Source organism: Gilliamella sp. B2887, assembly GCF_026537015.1.
Taxonomy (GTDB): domain Bacteria; phylum Pseudomonadota; class Gammaproteobacteria; order Enterobacterales; family Orbaceae; genus Gilliamella.
This window is the reverse complement of record NZ_JAFNMX010000007.1, coordinates 71216-90062: the sequence shown is the minus strand read 5'-3', so window position 1 is coordinate 90062 and position 18847 is coordinate 71216. Positions and strand designations below refer to the sequence as shown.

The following is an 18847-nucleotide window of genomic DNA, read 5'->3' as shown; positions in this document are numbered from 1 at the left end:
TTATAAAACGGTCACTTTTAGATTATCAGCTTCCATTTGTTTAAAATATTTTAAGGTTTTTACTTTAAGATCATCAGTACTTGGCTCATCACAAACAATAAGGGATGCTGGATGCATTTGTAACGCAGTGACAGTCCAAAGGTGATTAACTGATCCTTCAACTCCAGCCTGCAGTGCTAAACTCTTGTTATGACCACAAACTAATAAAATCACTTCTTGTGCATCCATTAACGTTGCAACGCCAATAGTCAGTGCATGTTTTGGCACTTGATTAACATCATTATCAAAAAAACGAGAGTTAGCAATTCGTGTATCTTCGGTTAATGTTTTAATTCGAGTACGAGAGCAAAGTGAAGAACCTGGTTCGTTAAAAGCAATATGTCCATCTTGACCAACGCCACCAACGAACACATTGATTTTACCATAAGTTTTAATTTTCTCTTCATACTGACGGCATTCTTCGTCAATATCTACTGCATTACCATTTAATATATGGATGTTGTTTTTATCAATATCAATATGGTTAAAGAAATTTTCATACATAAATGTGTGATAACTTTCTGGATGATCTTCAGGAAGTCCTACGTATTCATCCATATTAAACGTAACCACATGTTTAAAACTTACCTTACCTGCTTTATATTGTTTAATAAGTTGTTGATACATGACCAACGGTGAGCTTCCTGTTGGTAATCCTAAAACAAACGGACGATCCGCTGTCGGTTTGAAATCATTAATTTTGTTCACAATGCGCTGTGCCACCCAAGCACCAACTTCTTGTGCATTTTGTAAAGGAATAAGCCTCATGAGATAATACCTCTTTTGATATAATAAAATAACTTCTTTTTTTTATAAGTAAAATATGTTAATAGTATTTTACTATATTAACTAAATTAATCAAAAAAAATCGTGACATAAGTCACATTAAACACATAATTAATTTGCGAAGTAAAATAATATAGAGTGAAATAGTACTGAATCATTTATATTCACTTAAAGATGATAATATCATCTTTAAGATTTCCCCCAAAATTATATGAGGTAAACTTATGGGAATTTTAGCTTATTTGCAACGTATCGGGCGCTCGCTTATGGTGCCTGTAGCAGTTTTACCTGCGGCTGCAATACTACTCGGCATTGGATACTGGATTGATCCTCAAGGATGGGGACAAAATAGTATTGTTGCTGCTTTTTTAATTAAATCTGGTGGTGCAATTATCGATAATATGGCGATACTATTTGCCATTGGTATCGCATATGGCATGTCTAAAGATAAAGATGGCGCTGCTGCACTAAGTGGCTTAGTTGGTTTTTTAGTCATCACAACATTACTATCTCCAGATTCAGTATCATTATTAACTAACACACCAATTGATAACGTTTCTAAAGCTTTTAATAAAATTAATCAAAACCAATTTATTGGTATTTTAGTCGGTGTAATTTCTTCTGAAATATATAACCGTTTTAGTAATATTGAGTTACATAGAGCGCTTGCATTTTTTAGTGGTAAACGTCTGGTACCTATCCTTGTTTCATTTGTAATGCTATTTGTTGCTTTTGTAATGCTTTACATTTGGCCAAATATTTATCAAGCCTTAGTTGCATTTGGTAATGAAATTAAAGGATTAGGAGCAATTGGTGCAGGTATCTATGGCTTTTTTAATCGTCTACTTATTCCTATTGGTTTGCATCATGCACTTAATTCAGTATTCTGGTTTAACGTTGCTGATATTAATGATATCCCTAACTTCTTAGCTGGACAAAATGCCATTGATAGCGGTAAAGCAATTGCAGGCATTACTGGTCGTTATCAAGCTGGCTTCTTCCCAATTATGATGTTTGGTTTACCAGGAGCAGCATTAGCTATGTACCATACAGCAAAAAAAGGAAATAAAGAAAAAACGGCTTCGATTATGTTAGCTGCTTCTTTCGCAGCTTTTTTTACAGGTATTACTGAACCGTTAGAATTTGCCTTTATGTTTGTAGCTCCAGTACTTTATGTAATACATGCTATTTTAACGGGTATTTCTTTGTTTATTGCTGCTAGTTTACAATGGATTTCAGGTTTTGCATTTAGCGCAGGTTTACTTGATATGTTACTGCAATCACGTAATCCATTAGCTGTACATTGGTATATGCTAATTCTTCAAGGTCTAGTGTTCTTTGTTGTTTACTATGTAGTTTTCCGTTTTGTGATTGTCAAATTCAATTTAAAAACACCGGGTCGTGAAGACGATGTGGAAACTAATCCATCAACTGAAAACACCTCACCTAAAGAAGCGGTTGGTGATGTATCGGCACTTGCAGAACAATATTTAGTCATTGTTGGTGGTAAAGAAAACCTAACGAATATTGATTCTTGTATTACACGATTACGTTTAAGTGTGAAAGACACAGATCTCGTTGATGAAGAATCAGCAAAAGCCCTTGGTGCTATGGCAGTAATTAAATTAGGGAAAACAGGTGTACAAATTGTAGTTGGTCAGCAAGCTGAAAACATCGCCGATCATATGAAAAAATTAGTATAGTAAAAAATTAATAAAATTATATTGATAAAAAAATCCACGTTTTTATATAGTCAAAAATACGTGGATTTTTTATTTCATTCCTTTTCAATCTCATAAAAATAACATTAACCCTAATCCATTGAATATCACTATTTATAAATCTTATATGTAAAAAAATTTCAGGTTATGTATATGTTTAAGTATAAAAATTAGAATGTTAAAATTACTTCTTGAATAGTTAATAATTGGTTTAATGATTGGTTATTAATAACTTTACAAGCAATATTATGTGTTACCTTAGCAAGGTTTCTCGCATTAAGTGAAGATTTGCAGACATACACATCTTCAATATCATAAAGTTCAAGCATATTTAATGTCGCAATATAATCACGCATTAAAATTTGTTCTGGAGATTGGTTAGGTAACAGATGAAATACACCATCATCAACAAAAAAGACAGAAATATGATTAATTGCCGATGCAGCCAACGCAATATCCAACGCTTCTCGACCTTTAGCATTACCATGAGGTGGAGAACTAATAATAATTGCAACTTTTTTCATTTGATAGCCTTAGTACTAAAATTGAATAGTTCGATCTGTTTCGGCAATAGATACACTTAATTCACCAAGACCTGTTAACTGGAAATTATCCGCAAGATTTTTTTCAATAATTCCTCGTCTTTGAGCGGCGGCAACACAAATAGTTAACGTTAAAGAATATTCTTTGGCTAGCGTTTGCCATGCCGTAACTAAATCAAATTCATCACTAGCAGGATCGGTAAACCGATTACCATTATAAATACCATCTGCATAAAAAAAGATATTTTTAATCGTATGGGAAGTTCTAGATAGCAAAGTTTGTGCAAATTGATAGGCACAATAAGCAGATTGGGTCCCATATGCAGGACCCATAATAACAAGTGTATAACTTAATGAATCTTTCAAAATCAATCAGTTAAATTTTATTTTGCGTTATCATTGACTTTATTTTGATCGGGTTTTGATTGTTCAGCTTTATCATTGTTATCGCCGTCAATACCAAGTAATTCAACTTCAAACACTAATGTTGATGCTGGTTGAATCCCAACTTTATCATCTTGACCCGGAAAGCTTTGATCTCCATAAGCTAAATCTGGTGGTACAACAAGTTTGATTTTACCACCAACACCAATTAATTGAATTCCTTCAGTCCAACCTTTAATTACGGCATTAAGAGGGAAAGTTGCAGTTTCACCTCGGTCATAAGAACTATCGAATTTACGACCATCTGTCAAAGTACCGGTATAATGAACAATAACAGTATCATCAGCTTTTGGATGGCGATTCGAACCTTCTTTAATAACTTGATAAAGTAATCCTGATTTAGTTTGTTTAACATCTTTTTGTTTAGCAAATTCTTCACGGAATTTATCACCAGCAGCGGTGTTTTCCGTTTTTTCTTTTTCAAAACGAGCTTTGCTTTCTTCTTGAATACGTTTACCAAATGCTTCTAAAACATCTTTAACTTCATCTTTTGAAAGTTGAGAAGCACCGCGGAAAGTTTCATTAAAACCACTAATTAAATATTCTTTATCTGGATTAATTTCATTTTGCTCTAAATTTGTCGCCATGTATGAAGCAAATGAAGAACCTAATGCATAAGCCTCTTTTTGTGCATCAGTTGAAATGGTCACTTTATTGGTGCTAGCATTGTTATCAGTTGTATTTTTTTTATCATCACACCCAACCAATGCTAATACGATTGCACTACTTACTAATGTCATTTTAATCAATGATTTCATACTACTTCTCCGAGTTAGAAACTTTTATATCTCAATTTATTATTCAAATTATTATAAATGATTTAATGTAAGATAATATAGTATTTACAAATCATTTATGTAAATAAATTATAATAACATAGCATAAGCAGATTCGTATAAAAGAAAAGCACTATTCAAATCATTCTTGAGTGAAAGCCGCATCCTCAGTTATAATGAGTACAATTTATAGCAAATAATGTAAAAGGATAGCTATTTTGACTACCGAACTTAATACCCTTGATATTGAAGAAATTATCAGTTTATTACCTCATCGTTATCCATTTTTAATGGTTGACCGTGTAATCAATTATGAAAAAGGTAAAACATTAAAAGCGATAAAAAATGTTACTGTAAATGAACCATTTTTTCAGGGTCATTTTCCCACTAAACCTATTTTACCCGGTGTATTAATTTTAGAAGCGATGGCGCAAGCAACTGGTATTTTGGCCTTCAAAAGTATTGAAGAACTGTCTCCCGGACAGCTTTATTACTTTGCTTCAATTGATAAAGCGCGTTTTAAACGCCCTGTTGTGCCAGGCGATCAACTCGTATTAGACGTTGAATATATCAAAGAACGTCGAGGCATTGCTTTATTCCATGGTGTTGCCACTGTTGATGGTAATTTAGTTTGCGAAGCCGAAATGATGTGTGCTCGTAAATAATATTGATTTTAAATATCCCAGAAACAGTATTAAGGAAAGGCTATGGCAACGGAAATACATCCAAGTTCAGTAATAGAAAAAGGGGCTAATATTGGCAATAATGTTAAAATTGGGCCTTTTTGCTTTGTTGGTGAGAATGTTGAAATTGGTGATGGGACTTTTTTAAAATCACATGTAGTCATCAATGGTCACACTAAAATTGGTAAAGAAAATCAAATTTATCAATTTACTTCAATAGGCGAAGTTAACCAAGATTTAAAATATCGTGGTGAACCAACGCGCACTGAAATTGGTGATCGCAACATGATTCGCGAAAGTGTAACCATTCACCGTGGCACTTTACAAGGTGGTGAATTAACGCGTATTGGCAATGATAATTTATTTATGATTAATGCACATGTTGCTCATGATTGTGTTATTGGTAATAATTGTATTTTAGCCAATAATGCAACGCTTGGTGGGCATGTCCAATTAGATGATTATGTAATTATAGGTGGTATGACTGCTGTACATCAATTTTGTGTTATTGGTTCACATGTTATGGTTGGTGGATGCTCTGGTGTTGCTCAAGATGTGCCACCTTATATTATTGCCCAAGGTAATCATGCAAGCCCACACGGCGTAAATTATGAAGGTTTAAAACGCCGAGGATTTAGTAAAGAGGCTTTGCAAGCGATTCGTAATAGTTATAAAGTTCTTTATCGAAATGGCTTAACATTAGACGATGCCAAAGTAGAAATTGAAACCATAGCGAAACAATATCCTGAAGCTCAATTATTTATTGATTTCTTTTCACGTTCAACTCGTGGCATTATCCGTTAATGATAAATAAACCATTAACAATTGCATTAGTCGCTGGGGAAACCTCTGGCGACATTCTGGGTGCTGGTTTAATTCGTGCACTCAAAAAATACTATCCCAATATTGAATTTATTGGAATTGCTGGACCACAAATGCAGGCTGAAGGATGTAAAGCTTGGTACGAAATGGATGAACTCTCGGTTATGGGGGTCATTGAAGTATTAGGTCGACTACGTCGTATTTTAGCTATTCGTCGCGATATCACTAAACGACTTATTGAGCTAAAACCTGATATTTTTATCGGTATTGATGCCCCTGATTTTAATCTTTCATTAGAAGGAAAACTTAAACAAGCTGGCATTAAAACCATTCATTATGTAAGTCCTTCGGTTTGGGCGTGGAAGCAAAAACGAGTTTTTAAAATAAAACGTAATACTAACCTTATCTTAGCTTTCTTGCCGTTTGAAAAAGCGTTTTATGATAAATTTGATGTTCCGTGCCGTTTTATTGGTCATAAAATGGCTGATGATATCCCACTAAATCCAGATCAAAAAACAATGCGTCAGCAATTAGGCATTCCTCTTGATTGTCTTTGTTTAGCTTTATTGCCAGGAAGTCGTCATGCTGAGGTCTCTTTGCTTTCAGAACCATTTCTAAAAGCGGCACAATTATTACGCCAGCGTTATCCTAATTTGCATATTGTGGTACCTTTAGTAAATGCCAAAAGGCGTAAAGAGTTTGAAGAAATCAAAGCCAAAATCGCCCCCAATCTTAAAGTACAACTATTAGACGGTCAAGCGCGTGAAGCAATGATTTCAAGTAATGCCGCTATATTGGCATCAGGAACAGCAGCATTAGAATGTATGTTAGCCAAATGCCCAATGGTGGTAGGTTATAAAATGAAAGCTTTCACTTTTTGGTTAGCTAACAAAATAATCAAAACGCCTTATGTTTCTTTACCTAATATTTTAGCGGGTAAAGAGCTTGTACCTGAATTATTACAGCATAACTGCACACCAGAAAATATCGCCAATCATATTATCCCTTTTTTAGAAGGGGATAATACAGAAGTTAAAAATGCATTTCTCACATTGCATAAACAAATTCGTTGTAATGCTGATGAACAAGCTGCACAAGCAGTATTAGATGTTTTAAAGAATTAATGTTTGAAAATAACTCTGCTAGAGGATTTATATTGTTATTGGAATTTACTTACCCTGATACCACGTTAATAGCCGGTGTCGATGAAGTTGGAAGAGGACCGTTATGTGGCGATGTTGTTACTGCAGCAGTTATTTTAGATCCAACTAAACCTATCGTTGGTTTAACAGACTCAAAAAAACTTACTGAAAAAAAACGTGAACAGTTATTTGAAGTAATAAAAGACAATGCATTAGCTTGGTGTGTTGCCAGAGCATCTGTGGCTGAAATCGATCAATTAAATATTTTACATGCCACTATGCTGGCTATGCAGCGAGCGGTGTCTGGCTTAAAAATCAAACCCAATTATGTTTTAGTCGATGGTAATCGTTGCCCTAAATTTGGTATTCAAACTCAATCAGTCGTTAAAGGTGATCTATTAGTTGCTGAAATCAGTGCTGCATCAATTTTAGCTAAAGTTACTCGGGATCGTGAAATGGTCGAACTTGATAGATTATACCCGCAGTATGGTTTAGCCAAGCATAAGGGTTATCCAACAAAAGACCATTTAAGCGCAATTGAACAATATGGCGTTAACCATTTATATCGTAAAAGCTTTGCACCAATAAAAAAATTACTGCAATGCTAAAATCAATTATTAGTGCTTATCGCTTATCAACAGTGATTAATAATGGTGAATTAAGAGTGAAATTACGATTCTTGATAGGTTCTTTATTACCATAGTACTCTTTTAATTTTTTTAAAATAGTGATAAAAAGTTAAAAATTTTTAATTGTTTATACTTAAACAATTTTAAATTTAAATACTTTATTATAAATTTTCTAAACTAATTCTGAAAAGTAAATATAACTATAGTCCCATCAAATCAAATATTGTATGGTTTGTTTTCAAATTTTTGGGTGAGTCGTTTTTAAATTAATGATCTCTTACTGTGATGAAGTATGATTTTTTAAAAGATTTATCCAATTATCTAACTTGTATCTAAATAACTTTACTTGCTGCTTTAAAACATGAAGTTTACCATTTTTAATAAAAATGATCTCCATATAGTTATAAGGTGAGTTGGTTGCTTGCTCAGGCTTTGGTTTGGTTTGATTGAGATAATTGAAAAATAATATAACCAATTTGGTGATTGATCATTTGTTAAAGAAGTGTAGGTAGCGAATGATAAACCAAAAATAAAACGCTTCAATTGCTACCTATAAAATTTAATCGATTACGATATTAATATAATCTAAAACAGCCACTTAAAAAGTTTTAGAGGCTGTAAATCGTATTTTGAATAACTAATCCCGATTGCAGAAAATGGATGTCGATTTTGTTTTGTACATAAATTTACTGGCTCGAGCAAAACGAATCGTTTTGAAAATACCTAACAAACTTGCTTGATGCATTCGATATAACATTCGATGAATAATTAGCGCAAACCATCCTTTAACACTCATTTCACTTTTTCCGGCTATTTTAACTACACCTTGCGCGGTATCATGTAAAGAAATGATTGTGCCATTATCGGTATATTTAAATGATTTTAATGGTGTATTATCGAGCATGTTGATAATGTTCTCGTAACAAATTTTTGCCATTTGATGTGCGGCTTGAGCAGTAGGTGGTGAAGCATGACCATTGTCTTGCATAGCGTAAGCACAATCGCCGATAACAAAAATATTGTCATCACGAGAGGTTTGCAATGTTGGTTTTACCACCAATTGATTTGAACGACTTGACTCTAACCCAGCAATTTCTTTCAAATAATCAGGTGCTTTTACACCCGCAGTCCAGATCATAATATCGGCTTTGATAGTATCACCTTCTTTTGGATAAAATCCATCACTTTCAGCCTTAGTAATCATGGTCTTGGTTAATACATGGATACCTTGTTTTTCAAGTGTTTTAGTAATACTTGCCGCGGTCTTTTCTGGGAGGGCTGGTAAAATACGATCTGTTGCTTCAATAACCGATACATCTAGAAGATCGGAACACATCTTATTACGACCGCAGGCACCAAAGGCTTGCACCATATGTGGTAGTTCAGAAGCTAACTCAACGCCAGTTGCACCACCACCAACGATAGCAATCCGAATTTTGTCTTCATCCGTGCTTTGATCATTATCGATGATTGAACAAAAACTGGTAAATTTATTAACTAAGGTTTCTCGCAAGCGAATCGCTGCATTTTGATCGTCTAAGAAGATACAGTGTTCTTTAACACCAGGTGTACCAAAATCGTTAGAAGTACTACCAATGGCAATCACTAAAATGTCATAATCAATAGCTAATGATTCATCTAGATGATTGATAATCGTGATTTGTTTTTGGTCCCGATTAAGGTCAGTAAAGGTACCTTGGATAAATTCAAAATTATGCTGTTGTCCTTGAGATGCATAATAAATATTATCAACTTGCTCATCAAGTACACCCGTTGCTACTTCATGTAATAATGGTTTCCATAAATGATAACTGTTTTTATCAATTAAGGTAATTTGAGCTTTGTCCGTTTTGCCTAACTTATCACCTAGGTCAGTAGCGAGTTCTAAACCGCCGGCACCACCACCAATAATAATTATTTTTTGCATATATCAAGCCTTATTATTTCAATTACATAATATCATACTAAATAAGTAGGTTTTTATCTATTTCTTTTGACTGATAACATTCATAAATAAAATCTATTAAAATGGTGGTTTAGAATTATTGAAATTTATTTAAGGGTGAAATAGAATGTAGACCAATATAGTTGTAAATTATTCCATGTAATCTTTATTTTGGAATAAAAATTTAGCTTTGATTGTTTGAATAAAATACTATATCGTATGATATAGTATATCATTGATGACGTATGTTAATTCTTTATTGCATACAATTATCCTAGTTCTTTAGGCCTTATCTTACAATTGTCACTCAAAACAAATTTATGAATAAAAAAATTTTTATTGTTATAGCATTGATTGTTATATTAATTTCGATGACGATCTTAATCCGTGCTCATAATAGAGAGCTTCTTTTGCAAGGCGAAGTTGATGCGCCTAATGTCAGCATTTCCTCAAAAGCAAAGGGGCGAGTGCAAGTTATTCATGTCAATCGTGGCGATGATGTCAAACAAAATGATGTCTTAATTACGCTTGATAGTCCGGAGCTTTTAGCACAAGTTCGAGCGGCAGAAGCAGCACGAGATCAAGCACAAGCACAAGTAGCACTATCTGAGCATGGTACACGTGAAGAAAGTATCCGATATTATGAAGCGTTATTGGAACAAGCTAAAGTAGCTTATGACAATGCTTCAAAAGAGTACAATCGTAATAAAGCCATTTCGGCAAAAGGTTTTGTATCACAATCAATATTAGATAGTGCGCTGAAAACTCGTGATGCAGCTTATCAACAAGTTTTGTCAGCCCAAGCCAATTTAGATCAAGCTCGAAATGGTGACCGTGTTGAACAACGACAAATCTATGATGCCAAATTGAAAGAAGCTGAAGAACAACTTAAGCAATTACAGATCCAATTTGATGACTTACAAGTTAAAGCTCCAGTAGATGGAGAGATAGGTTCGATTCCAGCTGAAGTGGGAGAATTATTCAATGCTAATAGCCCACTATTAACCGTTATTCGATTACCACAAGCTTATTTTGTGTTTAATATTCGTGAAAATATTATGCCTAATATTCACAAGGGTGATCATATTAAGTTGGAAGTTCCAGCTCTTGGTAATAAAGAAGTGGAAGCGGAAGTTCGTTTTATTTCACCAATGGGTGATTATGCAACAAAACGTGCAACTCGTGCGACAGGTGATTTTGATTTAAAAACGTTTGAAATTAGACTTTATCCAACTAAACCTGTAGAAGGCTTACGCGCAGGTATGAGTACATTATGGAAAATAGACAACTAATTTTAGACTTCTGGCATCGCTTTAAAAATGCTTTTAACGATGAAATACCAGTTATATTTAAGCGATTTACTTTCCATTGGTTAATGTGGATTTTACCGCTAATTATTTTTGTTTTAATTAGTAGTATCTTTCATAAAGGTGTACTATTTGATCTACCTGTAGGCTATGTTGATCAAGATAAAAGTACTTTATCTCGTGAAATAGTACGGGATCTGAACGCTGGTGCACATGCAAATCTGATTAATTATGATAATCAGCTAAAAATGGCTGAGCATGATTTAGAGAAAGCCAAGATTTATGCCGTTCTTTATATACCACCTAATTTTGAAGCCGATGTGTTAGCTGGTCGCCAACCAACACCAATGCTTTATTATAATGCACTATATTATAGTGCAGGTTTATATTCAATAATGGATTATTCGGGATTAATTGCATCATTAAATACCCAATATCGAACCACCATGGCAACCAGTATTGGTTTGCCTGTGCCCAAACTTGCACAAGTTAATTTCAATTATGATGGGTTATTTAATGCCAGTGGTAACTCTATGTACTTCCAGCAGTTCTCTGCGGTAGTGCATCTATTACAATTATTTGTGGTTACTACAACAATTCATATTCTATCGCAATTACCTAAACGAACTCGACCTAATTATCCATTTGTATTAGGTAAACTCGCTCCTTATACCATCTGGTATACCATGTTATTGATGTTTGAAATAGCAATGCTGGTTTTATTTTCTGATGCGCGCGTATCTGGTTCGCCATTCGCTATGATGATGGTGGTTTTCTTTTATGTGATTGCAGCACAAAGTATTGGTATTTTACTTTATACATTTACCAAAACAGTATTAGATGCCTATACCTATATTGGGGTATTGGTGGGACTTGCATTAACTTATTCAGGTGTCGTGGTGCCTGAATTGTCGATGCCTTGGATAGCAAGATTTATTTCGTCACTTGAGCCTTTAACCTATGCACTCAATAAATTGTTTGATCTCTTTTTACGGCATTCAAGTTATCTATCCGTATTAAAAACCTGTAGTATTTTGATGATCTATCCAATAATAATTACAGTGTTAGTTAGAAAACGTTTAGTCAAGCGTTTACATTCACAGTAAGAGGCAATATTGGATGCTTAAGCTATTTTTTTCTTCAGCTGTAAAAATGTTTTTCTATATGCTAATGCGACCAATGTGGTTATTGATGTTATTGTCTGTCTCGTTAATGAGTTTAGTTTATCTTAATGGTACTATCACTAATTTACCCGTTGCCATAGTCGATCAAGATCATACTGCTACGAGTCGAAGTTTAATTCGTTCTTTGAATACCAGTTCTAAAATCGATGTAGTTACTTATGAAAATTCATTAGAAGCTTATGATGATATTAACAGTCGTAAATTATTTGCGGTATTTACCATTCCAAGAAATTTTGAAAAACGTCTTTTAAACGGTGAAGAGGTAACAATTCCTGCTTATGGTGATGCCTCTAGCCGTTTAGCTAATGGTCTGATACAAGTCGATATTAAGGGAATATATCAACAAATATTAACCGAATATAATACTCGGGTAATGCGTAATGGTGGTTTTTCTGATCCGCAGATTAATATCATTTTATCGCCAATAAAAGGGCAAACGATGCCGCTTTATAATGCAGGTATCAGTTTTGCGGCGATAACCTTTCCTGGACTATTAGTCATGTTGCTGCAACACTCCTTTTTAATTGCCTCAACGAGAACCAATATCACTTTACACTCCTTGCCACAAGGCAAGCCACCAAGGATTGTTATATTCGGAAGTTTATGTGGGATTATTCCAATATGGTTATTTTTGTCTATCGTCTTATTTGGATTATGGCCATGGCTACTTGGCTATCGACAATTAGCAAGCATACCTGAAATCATTATCATGACATTTCCTCTATTATTAGGAATTTTGGGTTTAAGCAAATTGCTCACTGAATGTTTGCGTCGAACTGAGATGATCTATTTAACTTTAGCATTTTTAACAACACCAGTATTTTACTTATCTGGTACCATATGGCCACTTGATGCTATGCCTTTATGGGTTCAAACAGTATCGAGAATGCTACCATCAACATGGGCAACGAATATGATTGCAGGTGTAAATCAGATGGGTTTAGGTCTGCTAGATAATGTATCTAATATATTTATGATTCTCTTTCTCGGTGTAATGTATGGTTCACTTGGCTTTTTTATTGCGGCACTACGAGAAGGAAAAGTCAGAGGATATTTAAAAAAGCTGAAGAATTTTTTACGCCACAAAAACTAAAAAGTTAATAATAAACTGTCAATTAGTTAATGCTAAAACGTGAATATATTATCGATTACTGATATGATAAATGCTTAATTTTTAAAATAAGTAATATGTCGTATGCCCAATAAATATTATCCATGGATTATTAGTTTACGCCCAAAAACATTAGTTTTATCACTTTGCGCTATTTTGATGGGCAATGCACTTGCATATTGGCAAGGATCTTTTGATCCATTGGTTATGTTATTATCGATGATTACCGCATCGTTACTGCAAATTTTATCGAATCTAGCCAATGATTATGGCGATGTCATTAAAGGCAGTGATAAACAGAATTTAGCTGGACATAAACGAGGTTTACAGCTAGGTTTAATTACGCTTAATCAATTAAAAAAAGCATTATGGATTAATATTTTTTTATGTATTTTATTTGGACTAATTTTAATTATTTTTGCTTGTAATAATATTTATGAATTATTCAGTTTTATATTATTAGGATTATTATCTATTATTGCAGCAATAACTTATACAGTAGGTAAAAAACCTTATGGTTATATAGGTCTTGGAGACCTATCTGTACTTATCTTTTTTGGTCTAATTAGTGTAATAGGAAGCTATTACTTACAAACTAACGCATTATCAATGCCGATGATTTTACCAGCTTTAGGCTGTGGATTATTATCCGTTGCTGTATTAAATATCAATAATCTTCGTGATATCGATAGCGACAGAATGAATCATAAACGAACACTAGTAGTATTAATTGGTAAAGAGATTGGACGCTTTTATCATCTGCTACTATTGATGATCGCAATATGCTCATTTAGCTTGTTCACTTATAGTTACTTGCAAACTTATTGGGGGTGGCTATTTATGTTCAGTCTACCTTGGTTGATTAGACATATTTATGCTGTTTTTCAATTTAAAACAGCAAAAGATGCCTTCCCTTTACTATTACAGATGGTCAAACTTGCTTTATTGATTAATTTACTTTATTGTTTGGGAATAATTATGAGTTAGTTCACGTTTATTTAAATTTAATATCGTTTTACTCGATGTTAGCGTTATACTAATAGTATTAAAATACGACAGCAAAAGGAGACTTGACAATGGAGTTTGATACTTCAATTCTTTGCGATTACTACCCAGAAGATGTTAACGTAGTGGAACCTATATTTAGTAATTTTGGTGGCGTGACATCTTTTTCTGGTCAAATTGTGACAGTCAAATGTTTTGAGGATAACGGTTTACTCTTTGAAACGCTACAATCTGACGGTACGGGTAAAATTCTGGTAATAGATGGCGGTGGTTCAGTACGTCGTGCGTTAATTGATGCGGAATTAATTGACATTGCTATACAAAATCAATGGGAAGGAATTATTGTCTATGGTGCCGTCCGTCAAGTTGATTATCTGGCAGAAGCTGAAATTGGTATTCAAGCGCTTACCGCAATTCCTGTAGGTGCTGAAAATCAAGGGATTGGCGAAGTGGATATTCGGGTTAACTTTGGTGGCGTAACCTTCTTTTCGGGTGATTTTATTTATGCCGATAATACTGGCATTATTTTGTCTGAAATTGCACTAGAAATTGAAGAATAATTATTTATTCTTACCGCCGATAAATATCGGCGGCTTTATACTCAAACGCACCCATTACCTCAAACTTTTTGACAATAATTTATACATTATTTGATCGTTCGCTTGCGAATATATCCCCCAGTTACAGTCATAATCAATCCTGCTATTTCCATATCTAATAATTTACTAGTAAGTTCAGGAATCGTTAAATCAACCAAAGCTGCAATCGTATCAACAGCAATAGGTTGATGATGAATTACAGAAAAAATTTCAGGATATAAAATACTGTTATCGTGCTCATCATGATTATGTTCTTGTCGATGAATTGTTGATAAATAACGACTATAATGCTCTAAAATATCAATTGGCTCAGTTACTAAATAAGCTCCTTGCTTTATTAAATAATGCGTTCCACTACAGTTTTGATTATCAATATCACCAGGCAAAGCAAATACATCACGATTTTGCTCAAGTGCATAACGGGCAGTAATTAGTGAGCCACTTTTTTCTGAAGCTTCAACGACAAAAGTACCCAAACTTAGTCCACTAATAATTCGGTTACGTCGAGGAAAATATTCTGCTCTTGCTTTTTCAAACGGTAAAAATTCAGACACAATTGCACCATCTTGAGCCAATATATCATTTGCTAAATTTAAATTTGAGCGCGGCGCAATCTGAGCAAGCCCACTTCCCAAAACTGCAATAGTATGCCCTGACACCTCCAGTGCACCGCGATGACAAATCGCATCCAAACCCAGAGCTAGTCCGCTAGTGACTGTTAAGCCGTTAATAGCTAATTCACCAGCAAAATATCGACCCCATTGTGCGCCATATTCACTAAACTCACGGCTACCGACCATAGCAATTTGTGGGGAATGTAATAGCTTCTGGTTTCCCATAACAAATAAAAATAGCGGTGGTGAACTGATCTGCTTAAGTAGTACTGGATAATCTAAATCACAATAAGCAATCAAATCCTTTTTAGGATAAGATGTATCTAACCACTCAAGTATTGGTTCAAAATGTAAATAAGAAGTCGCTAAAAAATTGGCTTGTTGAGCTTCAGATAATGCTAATTTTTCAAGTAAAAATGGAAGATTGTTAATTTTATTAGGTAAGCCTGACTCAAAAAGCTGGCTAATTTTTTTTAATATAGCAAGCTTTCCTTGTCCAAGCATTGAAATTCGCAATAAGAATTCATATTTACTCATTATAACTTTTTGCACTCTTGTTAGATAAATTTAATATTTTGAATCGATAAGATAAATACTACTAATAGCCAACAAGGGCTATTCAACGACATGATAAATGTTTACAATGATTAACAAACTGAACAAACCTAATTTTTGAGGAGTAAATCGAAGAATTTATGGCTATTTTACCGGTATTACGTTTCCCTGATGAGCGACTCCGCAAAGTTGCTAAACCTGTCACCGAATTTTCACCAGAGTTACAAACAATCATAGATAATATGATTGAAACTATGTATGCCGAAAAAGGCATTGGCCTTGCATCAACTCAAGTAGATATTCATGAGCAAATTATTGTGATTGATGTATCTGAAGATAAAAGCCAACTTTATGTGATTATTAATCCTGAAGTAATCAGTAAAGAAGGAGAAACAGGAATTGAGGAGGGTTGCCTATCAATACCGGATTGTCGTGGGTTTGTACCAAGAGCGGAGAAAATTAAAATCAAAGCACTTGATCGTAATGGCAATCCTTATGAGATTGATGCCGATGAACTACTTGCAATCTGTATCCAACACGAAATGGATCATTTAAAAGGTAAATTATTTGTGGATTACCTTTCACCATTAAAACGTCAACGAATTGAACAAAAGATGAAAAAACTGACGCGCGAAGAACAACGTAATAAATAAAATTAACCGCCATAAATGGCGGTTAAACCATCTACCAAATGTATAGCAACGATATTATTTAGCAACAATAACCATCGCAGGGCGAATCAACCGACCATTTAAAGTATAACCTTTTTGGATAGTATTAACGATTTGTCCTGATTGATGTTCCGGTGATTCAACCATACTAATGGCTTGGTGAACATCAGGATTTAATTGCGAATCTTCAGTGCTGACTACTTCAATACCGAATTTTTTGACCGTATCTAAGAATGATTTTAATGTCAGTTCTAATCCTTCAACTGTTGCTTGATGTTCCGGATTATTTTTATCTGTAGATAATAATGCACGTTCTAAATTATCGATAACTGGCAATAGTTCATTTGAAAACTTTTCCAAAGCAAACTTACGAGCTTTATCGACATCTTGCTCAACACGTTTTCGGACATTATCAATTTCAGCTCGTGCACGAATCATGGCTTCACTTTCATTTTTTTTAGCTAATTGTAACGCTTGTTCAAGCTCGGCAATTCGGACATCTTTTGCTTTCAATTGCGCTTCAAAATCTGGTTGATCTGACGCTTGTTGTTCTGTTATTTCTTCTGTTTGTGTGTCAATGTTAGCATCATTTTCTGACATATTTTTATCTTGTTCTGTCATAAGGTACTCCAAATGTAGTCGAAAACTTAATGAATAACGGTTATTATGGGGACAATTTTTATTATTACAAGCTTATGAGTAGATTGATATGTATTTTTTTATTTTTTACCGAAAAAAATACAGGTGTTTATGAAAAATAAAGCAAGGATATTTTATGGACACACCATTTAAATGTATTGGCCTAATTGGACTTCCACGTAAATTAGAAGCAATTGAAACTCATCAAGTGCTTTATGATTGGCTGATTAAACTCGGTATTCATGTATTAGTCGAAGATAGATTAGCCGAATATATCCAATTTCCAGTGAGTCATTATGCCTCATTAGAAACAATTGGTGAACAAGCTGATTTGGCTATTGTGGTTGGTGGTGATGGCAATATGTTACGATCAGCACGATATTTATCCCACTATAAAATCAAAGTAATTGGCGTTAATCGTGGCAATTTAGGCTTTTTAACCGATATTTCTCACGAACAAGTAATAGAACAATTAAGCCCTGTTATTGCCGGTGAGTATGACGATGATCCTCGTTTTTTACTGGAAGTCTCTATCTATGATAATGGCAAAATGATTAACTCGGGTTTTGCTGTAAATGAGATTGTCATCACCCCTAATACTGTCGCCCATATGATTGATTATGATGTATATATTAATGAGCGCAATGCTTTTTCACAGCGCGCTGATGGGTTAATTATAGCAACACCTACGGGCTCTACTGCTTATTCTCTATCAGCAGGAGGACCTATTTTAGCACCACATCTAGACGCCTTAATAATTACGCCGATGTTTCCACATTCATTAGCGGTCCGACCATTAGTGATAAAAGGAGACAATCCTATTCATTTAAAATTTCCAACTACTGCTCTGGATTTAAATGTTGCTTGTGATAGCCAAATTATTTTACCAGTAAAGCCTTCGCAAGATGTCATTATCCGCCGTTCTTTATATGAATTTAATTTAATTCACTCTAAAGATTACGACTATTTTAATAATCTTTCGACTAAATTGGGCTGGTCACAAAAAATGTTTTAATTAATGTTTTCACTCACTACTCAAGTAGGATATAAAAGCGATCCTATTTAGAGAAGTTTTTAAAATTGGCACCACAAATCATATTTTTATTAACAATGCCATCACGTGAACTGTCATGGATGAAAAGATAGCTGCTATTACATCATCGACCATAATACCAAAACCGCCCGGCACACGCTTATCAAACCAACGAATAGGCCAGGGTTTTGCCATATCAAACAATCTAAATGCGACAAAAGCAATCGTCACCCATAGTATTGAAAATTGAGGAATGAAATACAGCGTTATCCACATACCGACAAATTCATCCCAAACAATATGACCCGAATCATGAGTATGGGTATCATCCGACGTTTTTTGGCAAAGATAACAACCAAACACAAACGTCACTAAAATAAAAACCCAATATAAAACCGGTTGTAAACCCCAAAATAAAAGCCACAGTGGTATCGCCATTAATGATCCCATAGTACCAGGCATAATGGGTGATAGCCCACTGCCCAATCCGACCGCTAAAAAATGAATTGGATTAGTGAGTTTTAGGCATTTTTTAAAATCTTTATTGCGTGCTTGTTTCGTCATTCTGATGATAATCGGTTGATAAAATTATGCCGACTT

At 34.3% G+C, this 18847-nt stretch carries 20 protein-coding genes; 12 read left to right on the top strand and 8 right to left on the bottom strand.

Features of this window, described 5'->3' with window-relative positions:
- Window positions 1-807 carry a glucosamine-6-phosphate deaminase gene (gene nagB / locus J3U13_RS07175; protein WP_267341105.1) on the bottom strand — a complete coding sequence of 269 codons (807 nt, stop codon included), beginning with the start codon at window positions 805-807 and terminating at the stop codon, window positions 1-3.
- 242 nt (window positions 808-1049) lie between these two features.
- Here nagB and nagE point away from each other — a divergent pair, with 242 nt between their 5' ends.
- Window positions 1050-2528, top strand: coding sequence for an N-acetylglucosamine-specific PTS transporter subunit IIBC (nagE, locus tag J3U13_RS07170; RefSeq protein ID WP_267341104.1), 1479 nt, complete (start codon window positions 1050-1052; stop codon window positions 2526-2528).
- A 188-nt stretch (window positions 2529-2716) separates the two neighbouring features.
- On the opposite strand, the gene tusC is transcribed toward nagE, so the two are convergent.
- From tusC to fkpA, 3 genes are read right to left on the bottom strand one after another with little or no spacing between them, the layout of a single operon-like run.
- Complete coding sequence (gene tusC, locus J3U13_RS07165) at window positions 2717-3070, bottom strand: sulfurtransferase complex subunit TusC (RefSeq protein ID WP_267341103.1); 354 nt, start codon at window positions 3068-3070, stop codon at window positions 2717-2719.
- A gap of 15 nt (window positions 3071-3085) precedes the next feature.
- Complete coding sequence (tusD, locus tag J3U13_RS07160) at window positions 3086-3454, bottom strand: sulfurtransferase complex subunit TusD (protein WP_267341101.1); 369 nt, start codon at window positions 3452-3454, stop codon at window positions 3086-3088.
- Window positions 3455-3471: 17 nt separating this feature from the next.
- Window positions 3472-4290, bottom strand: coding sequence for an FKBP-type peptidyl-prolyl cis-trans isomerase (fkpA, locus tag J3U13_RS07155; RefSeq protein WP_267341099.1), 819 nt, complete (start codon window positions 4288-4290; stop codon window positions 3472-3474).
- A 236-nt stretch (window positions 4291-4526) separates the two neighbouring features.
- Between fkpA and fabZ the strand changes: the two genes are divergently transcribed.
- The 4 genes from fabZ to rnhB are packed head-to-tail and all read left to right on the top strand — an operon-like array spanning window position 4527 to window position 7563.
- Window positions 4527-4973: a 3-hydroxyacyl-ACP dehydratase FabZ gene (fabZ, locus tag J3U13_RS07150; protein WP_267341098.1), complete on the top strand. Its 447-nt coding sequence runs from the start codon at window positions 4527-4529 to the stop codon at window positions 4971-4973.
- Window positions 4974-5015: 42 nt separating this feature from the next.
- Window positions 5016-5795: an acyl-ACP--UDP-N-acetylglucosamine O-acyltransferase gene (gene lpxA / locus J3U13_RS07145; protein ID WP_267341097.1), complete on the top strand. Its 780-nt coding sequence runs from the start codon at window positions 5016-5018 to the stop codon at window positions 5793-5795.
- Complete coding sequence (gene lpxB / locus J3U13_RS07140; RefSeq protein WP_267341096.1) at window positions 5795-6937, top strand: lipid-A-disaccharide synthase; 1143 nt, start codon at window positions 5795-5797, stop codon at window positions 6935-6937. Before lpxA ends, lpxB begins: the two co-directional genes overlap by 1 nt.
- 38 nt (window positions 6938-6975) lie before the next feature.
- Window positions 6976-7563 (top strand): ribonuclease HII, encoded by a 588-nt coding sequence (gene rnhB, locus J3U13_RS07135; RefSeq protein ID WP_416380263.1) that lies wholly within the window; start codon window positions 6976-6978, stop codon window positions 7561-7563.
- Between the two features lie 658 nt (window positions 7564-8221).
- Here rnhB and J3U13_RS07130 read toward each other — a convergent pair.
- Window positions 8222-9511, bottom strand: a complete 1290-nt coding sequence (locus J3U13_RS07130; RefSeq protein ID WP_267341093.1) for an NAD(P)/FAD-dependent oxidoreductase — start codon at window positions 9509-9511, stop codon at window positions 8222-8224.
- Window positions 9512-9849: 338 nt separating this feature from the next.
- Between J3U13_RS07130 and J3U13_RS07125 the strand changes: the two genes are divergently transcribed.
- From J3U13_RS07125 to rraA, 5 genes are all read left to right on the top strand, one after another.
- Window positions 9850-10821 carry an HlyD family secretion protein gene (locus tag J3U13_RS07125; RefSeq protein ID WP_267341092.1) on the top strand — a complete coding sequence of 324 codons (972 nt, stop codon included), beginning with the start codon at window positions 9850-9852 and terminating at the stop codon, window positions 10819-10821.
- Window positions 10803-11942: an ABC transporter permease gene (locus tag J3U13_RS07120; RefSeq protein ID WP_267341091.1), complete on the top strand. Its 1140-nt coding sequence runs from the start codon at window positions 10803-10805 to the stop codon at window positions 11940-11942. The genes J3U13_RS07125 and J3U13_RS07120 overlap by 19 nt, the downstream gene beginning before the upstream one ends.
- Window positions 11943-11955: 13 nt before the next feature.
- On the top strand, window positions 11956-13113 hold the full coding sequence (locus J3U13_RS07115) for an ABC transporter permease (protein WP_267341090.1): 1158 nt from the start codon (window positions 11956-11958) through the stop codon (window positions 13111-13113).
- 102 nt (window positions 13114-13215) lie between these two features.
- Complete coding sequence (locus J3U13_RS07110) at window positions 13216-14118, top strand: 1,4-dihydroxy-2-naphthoate polyprenyltransferase (RefSeq protein WP_267341089.1); 903 nt, start codon at window positions 13216-13218, stop codon at window positions 14116-14118.
- A gap of 89 nt (window positions 14119-14207) precedes the next feature.
- Complete coding sequence (gene rraA / locus J3U13_RS07105) at window positions 14208-14696, top strand: ribonuclease E activity regulator RraA (protein WP_267341087.1); 489 nt, start codon at window positions 14208-14210, stop codon at window positions 14694-14696.
- Between the two features lie 86 nt (window positions 14697-14782).
- On the opposite strand, the gene dprA is transcribed toward rraA, so the two are convergent.
- Window positions 14783-15886 carry a DNA-processing protein DprA gene (dprA, locus tag J3U13_RS07100; RefSeq protein ID WP_267341085.1) on the bottom strand — a complete coding sequence of 368 codons (1104 nt, stop codon included), beginning with the start codon at window positions 15884-15886 and terminating at the stop codon, window positions 14783-14785.
- A gap of 158 nt (window positions 15887-16044) precedes the next feature.
- Between dprA and def the strand changes: the two genes are divergently transcribed.
- Window positions 16045-16557, top strand: coding sequence for a peptide deformylase (def, locus tag J3U13_RS07095; RefSeq protein WP_267341084.1), 513 nt, complete (start codon window positions 16045-16047; stop codon window positions 16555-16557).
- A gap of 54 nt (window positions 16558-16611) precedes the next feature.
- Here def and grpE read toward each other — a convergent pair whose 3' ends face one another.
- Complete coding sequence (gene grpE / locus J3U13_RS07090) at window positions 16612-17196, bottom strand: nucleotide exchange factor GrpE (protein WP_267341083.1); 585 nt, start codon at window positions 17194-17196, stop codon at window positions 16612-16614.
- 154 nt (window positions 17197-17350) lie between these two features.
- Here grpE and nadK point away from each other — a divergent pair, with 154 nt between their 5' ends.
- Window positions 17351-18229, top strand: a complete 879-nt coding sequence (gene nadK, locus J3U13_RS07085) for an NAD(+) kinase (RefSeq protein ID WP_267341082.1) — start codon at window positions 17351-17353, stop codon at window positions 18227-18229.
- A gap of 78 nt (window positions 18230-18307) precedes the next feature.
- Here the strand turns inward: nadK and J3U13_RS07080 are convergent, their stop codons facing one another.
- The gene (locus tag J3U13_RS07080; protein ID WP_267341080.1) at window positions 18308-18811 is read right to left on the bottom strand and encodes a phosphatidylglycerophosphatase A; all 504 of its coding nucleotides are present in this window, start codon (window positions 18809-18811) and stop codon (window positions 18308-18310) included.
- Window positions 18812-18847: the final 36 nt, after the last annotated feature.